The sequence below is a fragment of the Bacteroidales bacterium genome (assembly GCA_013314715.1).
Classification (GTDB): domain Bacteria; phylum Bacteroidota; class Bacteroidia; order Bacteroidales; family GWA2-32-17; genus Ch61.
Genome location: JABUFC010000021.1, coordinates 21,405 through 41,195 on the forward strand (window position 1 = coordinate 21,405; position 19,791 = coordinate 41,195).

The window sequence follows — 19,791 nt, forward strand, 5'->3', positions numbered from 1 at the left end:
TATCGTTGTGATTTGCTTACATTTTTGTATCTTTGATAGGTTCTTTTCAGCTGAAAATAATGATTTAATAAAACTTATTATGTTGTGATTTGCTTACATTTTTGTATCTTTGATAGGTTCTTTTCAGCATTACGTCGCCCTTTTCATCGATTGCAATGGTTGTGATTTGCTTACATTTTTGTATCTTTGATAGGTTCTTTTCAGCACATTAACATTAACAAAAGCAAGAACGATAGTTGTGATTTGCTTACATTTTTGTATCTTTGATAGGTTCTTTTCAGCTATTTATATTTTTATTTTAAAAATTTATTAGTTGTGATTTGCTTACATTTTTGTATCTTTGATAGGTTCTTTTCAGCTTTGTATCCTGAACACAGACATAATCCAATGTTGTGATTTGCTTACATTTTTGTATCTTTGATAGGTTCTTTTCAGCTTTATTTATCATTCAATTAACTTCATACCTGTTGTGATTTGCTTACATTTTTGTATCTTTGATAGGTTCTTTTCAGCTAAATTATTTAAAAATGTTTCTGCTTCAAAGTTGTGATTTGCTTACATTTTTGTATCTTTGATAGGTTCTTTTCAGCTTTCAAACCGCTGCAAATAATACCGTCTAAGTTGTGATTTGCTTACATTTTTGTATCTTTGATAGGTTCTTTTCAGCATACACCACTTTCTGCTGTACTGCCTTTTGGTTGTGATTTGCTTACATTTTTGTATCTTTGATAGGTTCTTTTCAGCAAATACAGCTAAAATTAGCACCAGTGGCTGAAAATATGTAAAAAACAGAAAGAAAAAAAACTGAAAAAGAACCAAAAAATCCCGCGATTGCGGGATTTTTTTATTTCTGTTTTTAACCCAGATTACACATTAGAAATGCGTAAACGATAAAGTTCTTGTAATCAATTCCATAAATTGGAATTGAAACAATCACTAAATCGAGATTTCGCAAACTAAATCAGGTAGTTCGTCTTGTCTCGTTATTTAATAACGAGACGAAACTCCTATTGATTAATTTGGATTTAAACTATTTGTTTTATATAACTGGTTAGTGTTCTAAAATATAATCTTCTGTATGGTAAAGGCTATCTAAATGAGCTATTTTCAATGTTTCGATAGTATCGAAGTAGTTAAATATGAGTTTTTTGGATATAAAGCTTTCTTCTTCAAGAACATAAGCGTTATATGACGAAAAATTCCATTCATCGGGCTTTTTTACAAATCCATGCTTTACAGGATTGTTTTGGATATAAATACCTGATTAAGATATTCTTCCGAAGTAATTTCTTTACGTTTATAATTAGAAACAAATAAATTTCCACGACGGTTATAGACTTTATTGAATGATTTTGTATAAGAGTTAAAAAGGTTGCTAAATCATTGCGAAATATAACTATCGAAAATTACCCTATCCCTCTCTCCTGATAAACTCTCAAGGTTTTGCCAGGCTTTGTACCAGTTAAACCTTGAGAATTTTCAATCACCTTCCTCAACTCTTCTTAATCTTTAATTTTTATTAAAAAATGAAAATGATTGGGCATTAAACAATGTGCAAACGTTTTGGCAATAGGCAAAATATAAAATTGATATTTTTCTAAAAAGAAGCGAAAATTTCGTTCTTCTATAAAGATGTTTTCAAACCCATTGGCATGGTTGTATATGTGGTAATATTTTAAAGGACGCATTACATTTGAAAATAAATATTCAATTTATTTTTTATAATATGCCACTATTTCATCGCTTTACATTACTTATATTGTTATATTTAAACATGTTAGATTAATTATTGGTTTATGCTTTAAATATTGTCTAAAAAATAAATTTGACCTAATAAATCAATTTTAACTTTAATCGGGTTTAAATCATATAATGCGTTAATACTTTGTATTAAATAAAAACGTTTGCTAAGTTTAGCTTCGGCACTGTCGTTTATTTGTGTCTCTAGATGATGTCGAAACATATAATTTTTTTGAGCTATTTTTTGCACTCTATATAAATGTTCGCTAAGCTTAGAGTAGTTCTGTGTGTCGATGCATTGTTTAATATCTTCGTTTTTTAAACCCAATAAAAACATTTCGTTTAGCTGCATACTAAACAATAGTGTCCATTGGTCGTTGGGTAGTTTTTCAATAAAACTTTGTGGAAAAGAATGGTTTTGATTTAATATTTTATTCCACACCTCTTGTGTATCATAAATAATAATAGGTATTCCGTATTTTTTTCGTTCAACTGCATGCCAAAAAGTGCAAACGTGTTCGTATTTATTACCATTTTGATCGGTGTAAATTGCAATGTGATGGTTATTGCCGGGTTTTACAAAGCCAATGTCGTTACCATTTTCGTCTTTTTTAATAGGCTCAACTTTTGTAAGCCCAGTAAAACATCGAACGGTTTTTATGGGGATTGTTTTTTTATCATCTAAATATAAAGGATCTTTAAATGCTTCTTTTTCTTTATCTTTATATTGTTCTAATCGTTGTGTAACAAGCTCTCTAATTTTTTTATCAACAATAGAATTGGCATCTTTGGGTTTAATTGTTTGTAGAGGATATTTAATAACGTATTCTTCTTTGTAGCAATGAGCTTTCTCGAGTTTAACTTTTTTATCGGGATCGAGGTATATGGGTGCATTTTTAAGCGATGCTAAGGCTTTTTTAGAATTGAATTGATAAAATTGTAAACGTTCCAAAACAAGTTGTTTTACATGCTGATTTATAATAAGTTCGTAATTTTCGAATAAATATTTTACATCTTTATCTTTTTCAATAATTTTAATTTTTCCGTAAATGCTTTCTTCGCTTAAAGGTCCGCGTGGTGTAATAATTTTTTGTTGAACTATAACTTTTTTTCCATTCTGGTTTATTTTGCGTACACTATAAGTAGCAACTTTTTTACCTGCTTTATAAGAAACAAGAATATTAGCTACCTTTTCTTTAACCTGTTGTGTAGTAAATGGTCTTTTTGAAATAAGATATTTATCGAGTAAACTTAATTTCTTTTTATATGTTTCGGTTTGGTTTTCAAGTTCTGCTAACATTTCGGTTTTGGTCGTTTGCGATGCTAAAGTGTTTATACGTTGAACAAATCCTTGCTGTGTACAAGCAATAACCAGAGCATCGATGGCATGGTGTCGCTGATCGTCGCGTTTTGTCCAACCTTTAATAACTTCTTTTTGGTGAATTTGTCCATCTATTTCTATTTCTATAATTTCAGTAAGACCCACTGCTCTATATTTAGGCAGTTGCAATTCCATTAAAACATCGTCCCATCCCCAAATTCTCCGCAAATGTTCTGTAATACTCCCGCTTGTACTACAAACATTGTAACAAATAGCACCAAGTATTTGTTTAGCTTTACGAGCAATATATTGCGATTCTCTTAGCTGACGACTGATAAAATCTTTGGGTATTTTACTAGCAGGCATTAAAAGCTTATCGCGTTTAGATTTGGTAATGAGTTTATCTTTAAAAAGTTTATCAACTCGTTCGATGTATTCGTTAAATTTATCATCGCCTAAGCTTTTCATATAATCATAGGCTGTATTTTGCCCTTTTGCTGCATTGCAATGCCGATGCGACAATGTTTTATTGTTTTGTGAATCGTCGAATAATAGCGATTTAGGAATAATATGTTCTATATCAATGTTATTTCCAGTTAATGCATCGCTAAATCCAAATGGTTGTCCGCAATAAATACAAATAGCATTAATACGCGCCTCCTGTTCATTTGTTATTTCATGAAATAAACGCCATTTAATAATATTGTTACGTGTAGGTTTTAATCCGTATTCTTTTTCGAGTCGTTCTGCAATTATTTTATTTTGTTTTTCACGTTCGCGTTGCAACTTAAATGCTTCGTTACGTTCTTCTTTGCTCGATGTGAGTTCTCGAGCAAGTTCAACTCGTATCTCAAAATTGTTGCTAATACGGTCTTGTCGTGTAACCCAACCCCTATTTTCGTCGATAATTTCGTTTACCAAATTGATAAGTTGATTTAATATTTTTTCAACAATAGGTTGCCTCAAACTGTTTTTGGGCAAAAGTTCGAGTTTGTCTTTTAATTGATTTTGTAACAATTCTTCTTTCGTCAGACTAAATGAATGATTATATCCAGCCAAAGAACAAGCATTGCTGTAATTGTAGCCATCCATAAGATATGGCAATATTTTACGCATCGCTTTTACCGATTTGTTGCCATAACCCGAAGTTTTAAAATCGATATTGGCTAATTTTTCGGCTAGCTGTTCAGAAAGATTAAATTTTTTAATAAGTGCCTGTTTACATTCTTGTGTGCCATCAATAGAATAAATGGTGTGCCAAAGTTGGTAAAATGGCTCTTGTTCAATATTATGTAAAACTACTTTTTTGTTAGTAGTAATATATTCGCCTGTTTTAGTGTCAACTAAACTAACTTCCTCATGGAACTCATTTATTTCAATATTAAATTGTAAAATATGGGCATCAAATTCTTGCCCTTCCAGAGCTTTAAGTATTTTTACTTTTGTAATATTGCCTTGAATACCGTTATTGATTTGTTTATTGCCATACCATCCATCTTCTTTTTTTATTTCAAGAATCTTAAATAGTTCGTTAGTTGTTAATTTTTCGTTTTTATCTAAATATTCAAAAATAGCTCTTTTTTTATCAATAGGGATATTAATTTGTTCTCCATTTTTATTTTTAAGTTTAAGGTTATTGATAGTTTCCCAAATTTTGGTAATTTGAAAAATGGGCGAACTTTTGGGTGCCACTTTTGGACCCACAAAAATTTCTTTACCGTTGATAATAATCCTTCTTCCTTCGAATTCGCATACACAAACTAAACCTTTTTGCGATTTTAACGGTCGTTGATAATAAATAATTTCGTTTTTAATTTTATTGACAAGCTCTTCGGTTAAAACATGTGGATAATATTTTTTTTGACATTCAATAATCTTATCGAATTCTTCGATATATGCCTCCCTAGGAAAAACTTGTTCTTTAGTTCTATAATATGGATTTTGTTTTAACTCTTCGTAAAATTTTTGCCCAATGGTTAGGTTTTGCTCTTTAATGAGTTGATATCTATTTTTTACTTCTTGAACATATTCGGTTTCTTTTTTTTCGAGCGAACTAGCTTTTGTAGGACTTTTATAGCCTCTTTTTTGATTCAAATGATACAATATGCGACCTAATTCGGTAAGACTTATTTTTTCATTAACCGCTTTTGCCCTAAGCCCCCACAATTCAAGTTGTTTTAAATTGAAAAGATTCGGATCGAACATATTATTCTTAAGAAGCACTTCCGTTAATGCTTTTCTTCTTAGTTGGTATCGATCGTAACCTTTACGCTGTGTACGTTTTTCAGTTCTTTTTTGATTTTTTGATATAGCATTTCCTTGCATAAACTCATCTTTATCATCTGGGTTCAAGGGTATAATTCGCGACCCCATAGCAATGATTTTACTGTTATTTTCAGTTTCTTCTATTAATGCCCATCCAATAGAATTTGCACCTAAATCGAGTCCTAAAATTTTTTTTGCCATATTTTTTGTATTTTAATATTTTTCTTTATATCTTTGCATTAAATGTAAGCAAATCACAATAAGGATTATTCCGTTGTGAAAACATTTAAGGTGGTTCTTAGAAAAAAGAATCGCCTTTTTTGTTTTACTTATCATTATATGCCTTATTTTTTTGCTAAGTTATGAAAAAAAACAACAACTTTTAACTAATTTTTTATTTTTTATTATTAAAATAGTTCGAGTTGTAAAGGTGTTTCAGGAGGTCGTTTGGCTTTTTTCCCGTAATAAATTTCCATTTTTTCAAATTGTTTGTCTGTAATTTCTAAAACACCCACCACACCTTCATCAGGCACAATACTTCTAAGTCTTCGTTTTTGTACATCGGCTGTTTCACTACTAGGACAATGTCTTAAATAAACAGAAAACTGAAACATATTAAAGCCAAAACTCATAATGGTTTTACGAAATTGAGCATACCGCTTTCGTTGCTGTTGGGTTTCAGTAGGTAAATCAAACATTACCATAAGCCACATAATTCTATAAGCATTTAAACGGTTTAACATATAAATTAATTTTTATAATATTATGTAAATTCAGGTAAAGATAATTTTCGTTGCTTACCTTCAAAGCATTTTTGAAGCGATCGAGCTGTTTTAAGAGCTGCAATATGCAATGGACTAATTTCACCATTCATTTTACAATCGACATAATTAATTGACATGAGCTCTTTTTTAACATCTTTATGGAGTTCATTAACTACACCAAATTTAACAATTGTTTTATAAACTAAATAATCTACCCATGGTCGATAAGGCTCCATAAGATCGTCGGCTAAACAATAAGCATTATAACGATTATGATGATGAATACCTAATGTGGGCAAAAGTCCAGCCTCAACTATACATCGTGCTAAGGTTGCTCTTAAAATAGCATAACCATAATTTAGCATATTATTAGGCGGAAGACCGTCTCTATTTCTAGTAAAATTATCGATAAAAGAAAATATTTTCGACCAATAAACCGAAGCTGCAACTGCCTCGCGATTGTCACTATCTCCACTTTTTACACTTTTACTTAACTTTAATAAATAATCTATATCATTTTTTTCGTTTATTTTTTTGAGTACTTGCGATTGATTCCAAATTTTTTGCTGAATAATTTGTGCCCATAGTTGCTTTTTTAATGGTTCTGATGCTTCCAATTGTTCTTTATAACGCTCACTTTGTAACGTATTTGAATGTAAGGCTAATAACAAACCATGAGGATGATGAGTTTCATTGCAACTAACAATAGCAACATTACAACTTATAAGTTTTGAAATAAGAGCATGTGAAATTGTAATTTGTGGATGATCTAAAATAATCATGCCTAGATCTTCTATCGGAAAAGTAATTTCGCCTTTATTTTCGACTATTTTCTTAATCTCACTATTTTTCTCAATTTCAGGAAATCTTAATAAAAGCTGTTCATTTTTAAGACTAAGAATGCTTGGATTACCAAAATATAAAGTTCTTTTTATCATAATTTATTTTTTATAACTTAATTAAGCTCATATAACTAACTCATTTTATTAAACCTGAGTTTTTTTACATCTCAATCTAGCTATATTCCGTAATCAAAATTATAAAAATTTTGAAAAAAAGCAAATACTTCAGCCATTTTTGTTTTTATTTTTTAATTTTTTACATCGTATTACCAGCTTTTTTCGTCATCTTTGCAAAAAAAACTGCTCATGAATGCTTGGGAGTTATTTATCATTTTCTTATTGTATTTTTCTGTAATAATGCTCATAGCGTGGTTAACTTCGCGTGGGGCAACTTCGCATACTTTTTTTAATGCCAATCGACGCAGTCAATGGTATTGGGTTGCTTTTGGAATGGTGGGCACTTCGTTGTCGGGAATTACCTTTATGTCGGTACCAGGATGGGTTGGCACTACTCAATTTTCGTATATGGCTATGGTTATGGGTTATATTGCAGGATATTTTCTTATTGCTTTTATATTATTGCCCTTATACTATAAACTCAACTTACCTTCTATATATTCTTACCTAAATCAGCGTTTTGGCGTTGCTTCGTACAAAACAGGAGCAGCTTTTTTTATTTTATCGCGAAGCCTTGGGGCTGCATTTAGAATGTATATCGTTATAAACGTATTACAAATTTTTGTATTCGATGCATGGAACATCCCTTTTAGTATAACAGCCCTTATGTTTTTATTTTTGATGCTACTCTACACTTATAAAGGTGGAGTAAAAACCTTGGTTTATACCGATACGTTACAAACATTAGGCATGTTAATAGCTGTTAGTTTTACCATATATTACATTGCACAAGCATTAAACAGCCCTATTGCGGATTTAATTTCTCAGGTTAAACAATCGCACATGTCTGATTGGTTTTTCTGGGGCGACTGGTCTGATAAGCGTCATTTTCTGAAACAATTTCTAGCAGGTATGTTTATAACGTTGACCATGACCGGTTTAGACCAAGAAATGATGCAAAAAAACCTGAGTTGCAAATCGGTTGGCGATGCTCAAAAAAACATGATCAGTTATAGTTTAGTTATAGCCATTGTAAATTTAATGTTTCTCTTTTTAGGTGCTTTGCTATATATCTATGCCGAAAACCAAGGTATTGCAATTCCAAATAAAACCGACGATTTATTTCCTATCATAGCCCTACAACATATAGGTGGTATAACAGCTATCATCTTTTTAATTGGTGTTGTGTCGGCAGCCTTTCCGAGTGCCGATGGAGCACTCACTTCGCTAACCACTATTTTTAGCATCGATATACTCGGTTTAACCCGAAAAAATCTTCCCGAAGCAAACATAAAAAAAACAAGAATAAAAGTTCATATTGCTTTTGCAGCCTTGTTATACATTATAGTAGTAGTTTTTAGCTTTATCAACAACGAAGCTGTAATTAGCGAATTGTTCACGGTTGCAGGTTATACGTATGGTCCTTTATTAGGATTATATGCATTTGGCTTGCTTACACGTCGTATCGTAATCGATCGTCTAGTGCCTTATATTGCTATTTTATCGCCGATTATATGTTATTTATTAAATCGTTATTCAACCTCGCTTTTTGGAAATTATAAATTTGGTTTTGAGCTTATATTGGTAAATGGTTGTATCACTTTTTTATTGCTATTGATTTTTTCTAAAAAGAAATAAAAAAGAGGCACCTTGACTAGTGCCTCCATAAAATAATGGTTGAGCTTGTTTTATTAAAATAGTTTTGCAAGCGAAGCTTTAATACGTTTTACAGCTTCAATAATTTTTTCGTCAGAAGTAGCATACGAAAATCGGATATATCCGGGTGTTCCAAATGCCGATCCTCCAACCAATGCGACATTCGCATCGTTGAGAAGATACATACATAAATCGTTATCGTCATTGATTGTAACTTCGCCATTCGTACGTCCCATATAATTATTAACATCGGCAAAAACATAAAATGCACCTTCGGGCACATTGGTTTTCATATCGGGAACCTCTTTCAATAAAGACAATATTAAATCGCGACGGTGTTTAAAAACATCACGCATAGCATAAATAGTACTATTATCGTGCGTCAAAGCTCCTAGTGCAGCCATCTGAGCAATTGATGATGGCGAAGACGTCATTTGTCCCTGAATTTTGATAACAGCTTTGGCCAACCAAGTGGGAGCTACCATATAACCAATACGATATCCGGGCATAGCATAGCCCTTCGACACACCATTAATAACCACAACCTGATCGCGTACTTCTTCGAATTGAGCAATACTTTCGTGTTTACCAACAAAATTGATATGTTCGTAAATCTCATCCGAAACAATCATCACATGTTTATGACGTGCAAATACTTGTGCAAATGCCTTAAGTTCATCTTTGGTATATAACGAACCTGTTGGATTCGATGGCGAACTATATAAAAATATTTTTGTTTTATCGGTAATAGCATTTTCGATTTGCTCCGGTGTAACTTTAAAATCATTTTCGATAAACGACTCAATAACGACTGCCTTACCTCTTGCCAAACGAACCATTTCGATATAGCTCACCCAATAAGGAGCAGGAATAATAACCTCATCGCCAGCATTTACCAAGCTAAGTATAACATTCATAATAGAATGCTTAGCACCATTCGAAACAACAATCTGTTCAGGCTTAAACTCAAGATTATTATCGCGTTTAAATTTATCGACAATTGCTTTTCGTAAATCGTCGTACCCAGCAACAGGTGGATAATACGAATAATTATCATCAATAGCTTTTTTAGCAGCTTCTTTTATGTGCTGTGGAACTGTAAAATCAGGTTCACCAATACTAAGATTGATAACATCTACTCCCTTTGCTTTTAACTCACGACTTTTTTGAGTCATGGCTAAAGTTTGCGATTCAGAAAGGGCTTTTACACGGTCGGCTATTAAATCCATTGGATTGATTTTAAAACTTATTTCTGTATCCATTAAATAAATATACTAAAATGATTTAGATACGGCAAAGGTATGAAATTATTTGCGAAATTTTGTGTAAACTTGCGAAATTTTTTAACAACTTATCAACTATGAATGAATGGGCTACGGTAATTTTAATGGTAATGGTTGGAGCAATACTGTTTGCTACTGCTTACTATTTATTAAAACTATTTTTTGACAACGAACGCAATAAACGCACATGGGAATTTAAAGCCGAACACATGAAAGTTACCATACCCCTTCGCCTTCAAGCATACGAGCGTATGATTTTATTTCTAGAACGCATGTCGCCCAATTCGTTAATAGTTCGCCTACAAACACCCCAAATGAACGCTCGTCAACTGCAAATGGATATGCTAAGTCTTATTAGAGCAGAATTTGAACATAATTTAGCTCAACAATTATACATGTCAAAACCAGCATGGGATGTAATTGTGAATGCAAAAGAAAATGTTATTAAAATTATTAATCTTGCTGCCGAAGAAGTAGATGCTAATGCTCCTCACATGGAATTAAGCCAAAAAATTATGGCTCATTGGCTATTATTAAACCCTACACCCATTAGAACTGCTATTGATTTTTTAAAAGACGAAGCAAATCAACTCTTTTAATTTTTTGAAATTCGATAAATTATATTACCTTTGTCAAAATTCTTATTTTCATGGCATAAATTTTGAAAAAGCACCGTTTGTTAAACTAAAAATAATTTTTATGAAAACTTTTATTTTGTTACTAGTTAGCTTATTGCTTGTTTTACCAGAAATTTCTGAAGCTCAAAACAAAAAAAACAAGAAAAAAAATAAGAAAGAAAAAACCGAACAAGTAAACTCGCAAACTCAAAAAGAAGCAAGTCCATCGCTGCAAACTCAACCCATAAATACCCAACCAACCGAAGCCAAACCCGTTGAATCGAAACCAGCAGAAGCCCAACCCGAAAGTGCCGTTTCAAAACCGATAGAACCAGAAAAACCTCAAACAGCCGCTCCCATTGATGCCAAACCTATAAATATAGAACAATTAATTGCACAATCGAAACCCATTATCCAAGAAAAACCCAATGGTTCAATTAACTGGACAGAACAATACATTGAAGCCAAAGGTGCCTCCGTTATCGATAATGAACGTTTTAAAAATGCTGCGCAAGCCAAGCTTATGGCAAAAAGAGGCGCTATAGTTGATGCTCAACGCAATTTGCTTGAAATTATTAAAGGCGTTAATGTTACAAGCGAAACTACTGTAAACGATATGATAACCACCCGCGACTACATTTACACCCGTATCGACGGTGTTATCAAAGGTGCTCAACTCGTAGGCGAACCCATTGAAAAAGATGGCACGATTGAAGTAAGAATGCGTGTAAAACTATACGAACAAAACGGAATTGCTCCAGCTATCTATAGCGATATTCCAACTCTAAAAAAGACCGCTAACATCAGCGACGTTGTTAATCAAGTACCACCCGAAATAAAAGATCAAGTATTGCAAGGCTTAGCTTTCAATATGAATGGTAAAAAATTCGACCCCAGTATGTTCCCCGTTATAGTTGACGAAAACAATAACCTTGTGTTAGATATGACTAAACTTTACGACCCAAAAACAGGCAAGTTTCCTCAATTACTCAATACTACCGAACAACTTATGAAAGAAATCGGATTCAAAAAAGGAGTAGAAGTGTTAAACGTCATCAAAGCCGAATCGGGCAAATTGGTTATCGATAACAAAAGCTTGAAAAAAGTAAACTGGCAAAAAATTGGTCAAGTCGCCGGTAAAATTGGTAAGTTCTTAATGATGTTAATCTAAAAATATTTTGCTATTATGAAACGTTTAATATTTCTGACATTTATTGTGTCAATCATAGCTTTTAACCCTGTAGAAGCTCAAAAAAAGAAATCCAAAAAATCAAAATCAACCAGTACCGAAACAACTCAACCTAACGCTACTCAACCTGTTCAATCAACTCAACCAAGTTCAGTTACCATGAATGCATCGCTAGCAAATGATAACAGCTTAAAAGAAGTTGAAGCCAAAGGCGTAGGTTTAAAACGCGACGATGCATTACAAGATGCTCTCCGAAATGCAGTAAGCCAAGCTGCAGGCGTAGCCATAAGCTCCGAAACAAGCATGGAAAATTTTATGGTTGTTCGCGATGCTGTTTCTGCCAAAACCGAGGGTTACGTAGCTTCATACAACGTTATTAAAGAAACACCCTTCCCCGATCGATATGAAATTATCATTCAAGCAAAAGTAAGCTTAAATCCTTTAAAAGCCGATATGCAACTCTTATCGAAAGCAATTGGCGGAGTTCGCTTTTTGGTTATGTACGATGCCCGCAAAGTAAAACCCGAAGAAAAACCATATTACGACTATGCTGTAGAACGTATCAATGAATTTCTTGCCGAACGCAAATATCGTTATATCGAAAAAGAACGTGCCTCACAATTGTTAAAAGAAGCCGAAGGTATTTATCAAAACAGTGAAACCAATCAGGAATCTTATGTTCAACACATTGGTATGAAAGCCGATGCACAATTTATTATTCTTATCAGCAATATATCTACCTCTTCAAGAAGCGAAGCATTCGATACGCGTACTGCTACTAAAGTTATTATTGAAGCTAAAGCTTATGACAATTGTACTGCCGAGGGCTTAGGAACTATAGCCTTAGAAAGCGACTGGAAAAGCGGAATGGATGCTAAATCGACAATGTACGAAAATATTAAAGAAGGCGTAAATAAAGGCATTACCAAATTATTATATTTGTTTAATTCATATATTGGCGGCTGGGTAAACAACGGCACTCCATTCGAATTGCGTTTTTATTCTATAGGCACTTTCCGCGATTTCAGAGAGCTTAGAAACAAAATGCTCTCCGATTCGCGTTTCGGAGGACAAATAGAAATCGTAAGCTTTGATAATTATACCAAACTTAATCTAACTTATAAAGACCGCCCTGATGAATTGGCATATAAAATCCTCGATTTTGCCGATGCTATTCCAGAATTTAAACAAAAAGTTTTAGATGTAAAATTAATATACGGGCGTCAAATAAATTTTGCTCCACAAAAAGTTAAAGTTCAAGAATTAGAAATAAAAAAATAATTGAATATGAGAACCATTGTATTATTTGCTTTAGTAGTATTATATAGCTTTGCTAACGCTCAAAGCGGTTATTTATCGTTTTACAGCCAAGATGGCGATAAATTTTGGGTTGTAATTGACGGTAAAAAAATAAATAAAGAACCTCAATATAATGTCGAAAAATTCCCCGTTGAAATGAAATGGGGTAAAGCCAAAATTATTTTCGAAGACCCAAAACTAGGTACTATTGACCATAAATTTCAAGTTGTAGATGTCAATGGCAATAGTTGTTACGTTAAGTATATGATACGCAAAAATAATAAAGGTAAATACGAAATTCGCAACAGAGATGCTACTTGGGAAGTTCTTTCTTCGTCTAATATTGCAAATTCGCCTACCCAACCCGCCACTCAGCCAACTGAAACCACCGTACAAACACAACCTACCAACACGCAAACAGTCCAACAAACCACCACCATTACCAACCCTACCACTAATACCAACGTTAATATGGGTGTGGGTGTAAATGTTACCGAAACTCAAGATGGCGTTAACATGAATATACATATGCCAGGCATTCAAACGAATACCCAAACTTCGGCTGTAACTACAACTACCACAACAACCACTACTGTAAGTCAACCAGTTCAACAAGAACAAACAACCATTAAACCCAAACCACAAGTTCAAGCTCAACCAATCGGTGGTTGTGCTAATCCTATGAGCGATGTCGATTTTCAATCAGCGAAAAAATCAATAGCTTCTAAATCGTTCGAAGACTCAAAACTTACTACAGCCAAACAAATAGTAAGCTCCAACTGCATGTTAAGCTCACAGGTAAAAGAAATCATGGATGTTTTTGGGTTTGAAAGCTCTCGCCTCGAGTTTGCTAAATATGCATATAAATATACCTACGATAAAAACAATTATTTTAAAGTTAACGAAGGATTTAAGTTTGAATCGTCAATCGACGAATTAAACGAATTTCTTCAAGGAGTAAATTAAATTGTCTGCAAAAGATAAAAGTAATAAAAGAGGCTGCATTAAAAGGACAGCCTTTTTTTGTATTTGAAAATTTCATATCTTCACACAAAAAATAAATATGACCTCAGAAGTTCAATACATCATTGTACTGGTAGTTTATTTTGTTGCTATTTTATTGTTTGGTTTATATCAAGGTCGAAAAGTCAAAAACCAGAGCGATTTTTCTATTGCTGGTCGTTCTTTGCCGGGTTGGGTTGCTGCTCTATCGGAGCGCTCGGCAGGTGAATCCTCGTGGGCATTACTGGGATTACCTGGTTATGCTTATGCGGTAGGACTTTCGAGCATATGGACAGCCGTTGGCTGTGTTTTAGGTATCGTAACCTCATGGTGGTTACTTGCATGGCGTTTACGCAACGAAGCCGAAAAATATCAGGCCGAAACCTACACCGATTATCTTGCCAAACGCTTTGGACACCATGCAAAATTACTACGCTTAGTTGCCAGTATGGTCATTGTATTTTTCTTCTTTTTTTATGTAGGAGCTCAATTTTTAGGCGGAGGCAAAACATTCAACACCTTATTTAGCATTGATGCTTCACTGGGAATGGTATTAATAGCCCTAATAATTGTTCCTTACGCTGTTTACGGTGGATTTAAAAGTGTAGTTTATGCCGATGTCGTTCAGTCGCTCATTATGATTTCAATTTTAATTTTTGCACCTATAGCAGGATTGATTCAATTGACCCACAATCCGAATTCTTATGCTGTTTCAATTACCGAAGCACTTCAAAAGGCGGGTCCTTCTTATTTATCATGGTTTGGCGACACCGGCAATGGCATGGCTTTGGGAACATTTTTGGGTGGCATTTCGTGGTTCTTTGGATATTTAGGAGGACAACCTCAACTTAGCATGCGTTTTATGGCTATTAAAGATCATAAAAATGCAAAAATTGCTCGAAATGTAGGCATTTTTTGGACGATTATTGCATATATGGGCGCATTAACCATTGGTTGGCTTGGCATAGCCTTTTTTGGTCCTGTAGGCAGTGGCTTGGCCGATGCCGAAAAAGTAATGCCACAATTATTACTTTATTTGTTTCCACCCACTGTTGCAGCTATTTTAATTACAGGTGTTATTGCAGCAATTATGAGCACAGCCGATTCATTATTGATATTATCAGCTACAGAACTTTCAGAATCGCTTATAAAGCCATACTTTCTAAAAAAACATTCTTACTCAATGTTTATCTCTAGGTTGGTTCTCGTAATTATTGCAGCATTAGCTTTACTAGCAGCTTTTTTGGCACCTACGAATTTAATTTACACTTTAGTTGGCTATGTTTGGGCTGGCATTGGAGGAACCTTTTCAGTAATTATTTTACTAGCACTTTTCTGGAAACGCTTTCATGCATTAGCAGCTGTAATAACCATTATTATAGGAATCAGCTTTACCATTATTTGGATATCTACAGGAATGGAAGAAGCGATTACATCACGAATTTTAACTTTCTTTGTAGCTGCTTTTACAGCCGTTTTATCGACTTATATCGTTAAAGTAAAACCATCAATATGAAACCTACATCATCTAAAACAAAAATCGTAGCCACCATAGGTCCGGCCACTTCATCGAAAGATAAATTAAAAGAACTTATTTTAGCCGGTGTAGATGTATGTCGGTTAAATTTTTCGCATGGTAGTTACAACGATCATGCTAAAGTTATTCAAACAGTTCGAGAATTAAACAAAGAACTTAATACCGAAGTAGCTTTACTTGTAGATTTGCAAGGTCCTAAATTGCGCATTGGCGATATAGAAAACAATCAAATCTTTTTAAAAGATGGAGAAGAGTTTTGCATTGTAACAACTCCCTGTATAGGCAACGAAAAACGAGCCTATTTAACTTATGAGCAGTTTCCTCAAGACGTAAACGAAGGCGAAGAAATATTAATTGACGATGGTAAAATTCGCCTAAGAGTACTTTCAACCAACCGCAAAGATAGTGTTGTAACAAAAATTATAAACGGAGGTATATTATCATCGCATAAAGGCGTAAACCTTCCCGATACTGCCGTTTCACTTCCTTGTTTAACAGAAAAAGACATTGAAGACTTAGAATTTGCTTTATCGCAAAATATTGATTGGATAGGACTATCGTTTGTTCGCCGTGCAACGGATATTATTGAATTAAAAGAACGCATAAAAAAAGCGAAAGCCCATTCGTTTGTTGTTGCAAAAATTGAAAAACCAGAAGCCTTGAAAGAACTCGATAATATTATAGATTTGAGCGATGGAATAATGGTAGCCCGAGGCGATTTAGGGGTCGAAATATCATTCGATAAAGTACCATTGATACAAAAACAAATCGTAAAAAAATGTTTGTTGCAAGCGAAACCGGTAATTATTGCCACTCAGATGTTAGAAAGTATGATTTCTACTTTTCGACCCACGCGAGCCGAAGCAACCGACATTGCCAACGCTGTGCTTGACGGCGCCGATGCACTTATGCTTAGTGGTGAAACATCGGTAGGAAAGTTTCCTATCGAAGCCGTAAGAGCTATGCAAAGTATTATTAATTTTACTGAAGAAACAGCTTATAATTATTACAAATATCATCCTACAAAAGAAAACGACCGTACATTTTTATCGGACAATATCTGTGTTACAGCATGTAAATTAGCACAACAAGCATGTGCTAAAGCTATTGTTGTTTTTAGTCATTCGGGTTATACTGCCTATCAGGTAGCTTCGTATCGCCCTAAAGCTGATATTTATATTTTTACTAACAACGACAAATTATTACCCAAATTGTCGTTACTTTGGGGGGCTAAATTGTACTATGCACCAACTTTTAATTCTATTGACGATGCAGTAGAAGAAGCTACCAAAAAATTAATTGAACAAGGTTTAGTAAAAAACGACGATGTGGTAGTATTTGTTGGTAGCACTCCCATTCAAGCCAAAGGACGTACCAATATGGTAAAACTTACTAAGATCATGATTTAATTGTGAAAACAACCATAAAGTTAAATAAAACTTATCTATTTTTCTATTTTCCAGTTTAACTCTAAATCCCAATTGGCTCTGAGTTGAAAAGTTTGAGGATATATATATACTTTTTCAGGTTGTTTTTTCAAAATGTAGTAACCATTATCCCACTTACCATTTTGGTTCTCATCGATAAAACAACGTAAATTATATTTACCAGGTTCTAAATGTTGAATGTTAATGGTTTGATTTTCGGTTATTGTATATGTTCGTAATCTTTGATTTTTATCGTTTAAAAGCTCTATAACCAAATATTTATTTTTAAAAGGAATAGTCATATTCAGTTTTAAGTTTGCAAAATCTTCGGGTTGCAATGTTTGTATAATTAACGTATCGCTCAATAATTTATGTTGATATGGAGAAGTAATGTTATTGGCATTTAATACAAATCGATACTTTTGACCAGAGAGCAATGATGTTTGAATATTCCATCTGAGGGTATTTTTATTGTCTTTTTGTACTAAAGTTGAAATTTTTTTAAAAGTGGAATCCGCTAACATTTGCTCTATAATAATTGCATTTTCTACATTTAAAACCGGTTCACTAAACTCTATGTGCAGAGGTTCGCTGGCAGGTATCTTAAAGTTTTTTACCGACCACTGAAATGTTAAAGAACCAGAAGATATTTTTTTGTCAGCATTATATGGCAATTCAACATATTCAGTTTTATATACTTTATTTAATAAGCTATCAAAATAAGCATATGTAATATTAAAGCGAATTGTATCGTTTGCATATTGAGACGAATCAGCAAAAAAAATAAAAATAGAGTCGTTATTATGGCTCACGTATGTATCTAACAATTTAGCTGTTGATTGTAATACCTTAGGTGGTTCGGGTGATGGTGCATTAAAATATAATTCTGCTTTAAATCGATACTTTCGATCTTTCTTTTTTATGTATTGCTTTGTACGGTCTTCATCAAAACTATATAGTTTAAGCGTATCTATATATTTATCTAAATTAATTGGCTGGCTAGCGAAGGCAATTTTTTCGCTACCAGCATCAAACAAATAATTGTTATTCTTATCGCTTATAGCAACTAATTTGTAATAACCTTTTTGCAGATGATTAAATTGAAAAATACCATCGGCATTAGTTTTTGTTAGATAATTTGGTTTCTCTTTGAATGGCACGCTATCGGTAGTATCGCTATAGAGTAATACCAAAAAGTTTTTTTCGGGCTTTAATGTTAATGCATCAACAATGCTACCTCCTAATTTAATAGAGTCAATAATTTCTCCTGTTGAAAACACTAAATTAAAATCGTTCAATACATTGTTTTCGTTTAAATCTTGAATGGCATCGGCAAAATAAAAATTATAGGTTGTATTTTTTTTAAGTGTATCTTTTATAATAAGGCTAAATCCTTTTGCACGTAATTTCAACTCAGGTGTATATTTTAACGGAGGTGAAACCAATAGTTTCTGATTTATTGATTTTACTTGGATAAATTCATCAAATTCAAAATCGAGTTGTTGAGATTGTACATTTATTTCAGCATTTTGAGGCACTGATTTAATAAGTTTTGGTGGATTATTATCACGAGGCCCCCCTCCCAATGGCGCTTGGCTTGCACAGCTATATAGAAAAAAGCTGAGAATAGAATAATAAAATATTTTTATCGCCAAATTCATTGCACAAATATAATGAACAAAAATAAAAAAAGGCTATTCCTCAAACGAAGAACAGCCTATTTTTATGTTAAATAGTAGATTTAGAAATGGAACATCATATAGATGCAACCGCCAAAATTATCGGTATCAAATCCCATATAACCGCCACCACCAGTTTTGGTTTCAGTTGTTTTAACCGTACTATTAGCAAAATCCCATGCTTCTGTGGTAAGTTTGCCATCGCCTTGAGTAGCTATAGTTAAGCCCCAACCAAACTCACCGCCAACAGAAAATTTAGGTGCAATAAAATATTCAACGCCAGCAAAAGCACGAACACCTAAACCAATAGTAGAACCACTTTTTGATTTTGTAATTCTGGCACTTGCACCTAATACATTAGGATCAGCAGCATCAAAATTGGTCATGGTTGGAGTAGTATTGCTTGAAGAGAAGGCATTTCCATAAGTATATTTTTTACTACTGCCAGCAAATAAAATTTGAGCTTCAGCACCATAGAAACCTTGTAAACGGCTAACGCCACGACGTTTTTCCATTCCAAGTCCTAAAATAATATTAGTATTTCCTATTTTTGCTTTATCTTCAACAGTAACTAATGGGTCTGATTGACCATCTTGCATCACGTATTCTTTATCAGTAGTTGAAGTTAAACCAATACGAATATTGGCTCGATAAGCAGTTTTAGCATCAACAAAATACTTCGCAAAAATAGCATTATTAGTATTAACAAAATTCCAAGAACTTGGATCGTTAAAAGCTACAGCACTGTTAATTTTCACAAAGTTTCCAAAGAAATTGAAAACAGGAGTTGCATCAATACCTAAAGCATAATCACCCGCAGCTGGTAAAATAGGAACACCTTGTTTGTTTTTTAATTCTTCTTGTGCATTAGTTATAAATGCAACAAAAAGCATTACACTTAATAAAACGGTTACTTTTTTCATAGGCAAAAATTTAATTGGTTAATCAAGACAAAGGTAAATCATTTTTTATTGTAGGGTAATGATATTGCTTCAAACAAAGAAAATGTATGTTAATAACTTTACTTAATACGTTAATTATCAATCTTTTAAA

At 33.3% G+C, this 19,791-nt stretch carries 13 protein-coding genes and 1 CRISPR repeat array (1 of these 14 cut by a window edge); of the genes, 7 read left to right on the top strand and 6 right to left on the bottom strand.

Going from position 1 to position 19,791, the window contains the following annotated elements:
- A CRISPR array of direct repeats spans positions 1–744; the repeat unit is 47 nt; unit sequence GTTGTGATTTGCTTACATTTTTGTATCTTTGATAGGTTCTTTTCAGC; it begins 767 nt to the left of the window's first position.
- A 1,057-nt stretch (positions 745–1,801) separates the two neighbouring features.
- The 3 genes from cas9 to cas1 form a co-directional block, all read right to left on the bottom strand.
- Positions 1,802–5,527 (bottom strand): type II CRISPR RNA-guided endonuclease Cas9, encoded by a 3,726-nt coding sequence (gene cas9, locus HPY79_06450; protein NSW45434.1) that lies wholly within the window; start codon positions 5,525–5,527, stop codon positions 1,802–1,804.
- 206 nt (positions 5,528–5,733) lie between these two features.
- Complete coding sequence (gene cas2 / locus HPY79_06455; protein NSW45435.1) at positions 5,734–6,069, bottom strand: CRISPR-associated endonuclease Cas2; 336 nt, start codon at positions 6,067–6,069, stop codon at positions 5,734–5,736.
- A gap of 20 nt (positions 6,070–6,089) precedes the next feature.
- Positions 6,090–7,028, bottom strand: coding sequence for a type II CRISPR-associated endonuclease Cas1 (cas1, locus tag HPY79_06460; protein ID NSW45436.1), 939 nt, complete (start codon positions 7,026–7,028; stop codon positions 6,090–6,092).
- A gap of 210 nt (positions 7,029–7,238) precedes the next feature.
- Here cas1 and HPY79_06465 point away from each other — a divergent pair, with 210 nt between their 5' ends.
- Entirely contained in the window at positions 7,239–8,687 is a 1,449-nt protein-coding gene (locus HPY79_06465) for a sodium:solute symporter (GenBank protein NSW45437.1), read from the top strand.
- Between the two features lie 53 nt (positions 8,688–8,740).
- On the opposite strand, the gene HPY79_06470 is transcribed toward HPY79_06465, so the two are convergent.
- Entirely contained in the window at positions 8,741–9,934 is a 1,194-nt protein-coding gene (locus HPY79_06470) for a pyridoxal phosphate-dependent aminotransferase (GenBank protein ID NSW45438.1), read from the bottom strand.
- A gap of 131 nt (positions 9,935–10,065) precedes the next feature.
- Between HPY79_06470 and HPY79_06475 the strand changes: the two genes are divergently transcribed.
- The 6 genes from HPY79_06475 (at position 10,066) to pyk (ending at position 17,041) form a co-directional block, all read left to right on the top strand.
- Positions 10,066–10,587, top strand: a complete 522-nt coding sequence (locus HPY79_06475; protein ID NSW45439.1) for a hypothetical protein — start codon at positions 10,066–10,068, stop codon at positions 10,585–10,587.
- Positions 10,588–10,687: 100 nt separating this feature from the next.
- Positions 10,688–11,776, top strand: a complete 1,089-nt coding sequence (locus HPY79_06480) for a hypothetical protein (GenBank protein NSW45440.1) — start codon at positions 10,688–10,690, stop codon at positions 11,774–11,776.
- Positions 11,777–11,791: 15 nt separating this feature from the next.
- Positions 11,792–13,075, top strand: coding sequence for a hypothetical protein (locus tag HPY79_06485; GenBank protein ID NSW45441.1), 1,284 nt, complete (start codon positions 11,792–11,794; stop codon positions 13,073–13,075).
- A 6-nt stretch (positions 13,076–13,081) separates the two neighbouring features.
- A complete protein-coding gene (locus HPY79_06490; GenBank protein NSW45442.1) occupies positions 13,082–14,059 on the top strand; it encodes a DUF4476 domain-containing protein in 978 nt (325 codons plus the stop codon).
- A 97-nt stretch (positions 14,060–14,156) separates the two neighbouring features.
- Positions 14,157–15,611 carry a sodium/proline symporter gene (locus HPY79_06495; protein ID NSW45443.1) on the top strand — a complete coding sequence of 485 codons (1,455 nt, stop codon included), beginning with the start codon at positions 14,157–14,159 and terminating at the stop codon, positions 15,609–15,611.
- Positions 15,608–17,041, top strand: a complete 1,434-nt coding sequence (pyk, locus tag HPY79_06500) for a pyruvate kinase (protein NSW45444.1) — start codon at positions 15,608–15,610, stop codon at positions 17,039–17,041. Before HPY79_06495 ends, pyk begins: the two co-directional genes overlap by 4 nt.
- Before the next feature lie 35 nt (positions 17,042–17,076).
- On the opposite strand, the gene HPY79_06505 is transcribed toward pyk, so the two are convergent.
- Together HPY79_06505 and HPY79_06510 are read right to left on the bottom strand one after the other, a co-directional pair.
- Complete coding sequence (locus tag HPY79_06505) at positions 17,077–18,720, bottom strand: Ig-like domain-containing protein (GenBank protein ID NSW45445.1); 1,644 nt, start codon at positions 18,718–18,720, stop codon at positions 17,077–17,079.
- Positions 18,721–18,800: 80 nt separating this feature from the next.
- On the bottom strand, positions 18,801–19,661 hold the full coding sequence (locus HPY79_06510; GenBank protein NSW45446.1) for a hypothetical protein: 861 nt from the start codon (positions 19,659–19,661) through the stop codon (positions 18,801–18,803).
- Positions 19,662–19,791: the final 130 nt, after the last annotated feature.

What these genes read in the sequence shown, in the direction of transcription:
- cas9 (NSW45434.1), bottom strand. Translation starts at nt 5,527, where the DNA reads ATGGCAAAAAAAATTTTAGGACTCGATTTAGGTGCAAATTCTATTGGA.
- cas2 (NSW45435.1), bottom strand. Translation starts at nt 6,069, where the DNA reads ATGTTAAACCGTTTAAATGCTTATAGAATTATGTGGCTTATGGTAATG.
- cas1 (NSW45436.1), bottom strand. Translation starts at nt 7,028, where the DNA reads ATGATAAAAAGAACTTTATATTTTGGTAATCCAAGCATTCTTAGTCTT.
- HPY79_06465 (NSW45437.1), top strand. Translation starts at nt 7,239, where the DNA reads ATGAATGCTTGGGAGTTATTTATCATTTTCTTATTGTATTTTTCTGTA.
- HPY79_06470 (NSW45438.1), bottom strand. Translation starts at nt 9,934, where the DNA reads ATGGATTTAATAGCCGACCGTGTAAAAGCCCTTTCTGAATCGCAAACT.
- HPY79_06475 (NSW45439.1), top strand. Translation starts at nt 10,066, where the DNA reads ATGAATGAATGGGCTACGGTAATTTTAATGGTAATGGTTGGAGCAATA.
- HPY79_06480 (NSW45440.1), top strand. Translation starts at nt 10,688, where the DNA reads ATGAAAACTTTTATTTTGTTACTAGTTAGCTTATTGCTTGTTTTACCA.
- HPY79_06485 (NSW45441.1), top strand. Translation starts at nt 11,792, where the DNA reads ATGAAACGTTTAATATTTCTGACATTTATTGTGTCAATCATAGCTTTT.
- HPY79_06490 (NSW45442.1), top strand. Translation starts at nt 13,082, where the DNA reads ATGAGAACCATTGTATTATTTGCTTTAGTAGTATTATATAGCTTTGCT.
- HPY79_06495 (NSW45443.1), top strand. Translation starts at nt 14,157, where the DNA reads ATGACCTCAGAAGTTCAATACATCATTGTACTGGTAGTTTATTTTGTT.
- pyk (NSW45444.1), top strand. Translation starts at nt 15,608, where the DNA reads ATGAAACCTACATCATCTAAAACAAAAATCGTAGCCACCATAGGTCCG.
- HPY79_06505 (NSW45445.1), bottom strand. Translation starts at nt 18,720, where the DNA reads ATGAATTTGGCGATAAAAATATTTTATTATTCTATTCTCAGCTTTTTT.
- HPY79_06510 (NSW45446.1), bottom strand. Translation starts at nt 19,661, where the DNA reads ATGAAAAAAGTAACCGTTTTATTAAGTGTAATGCTTTTTGTTGCATTT.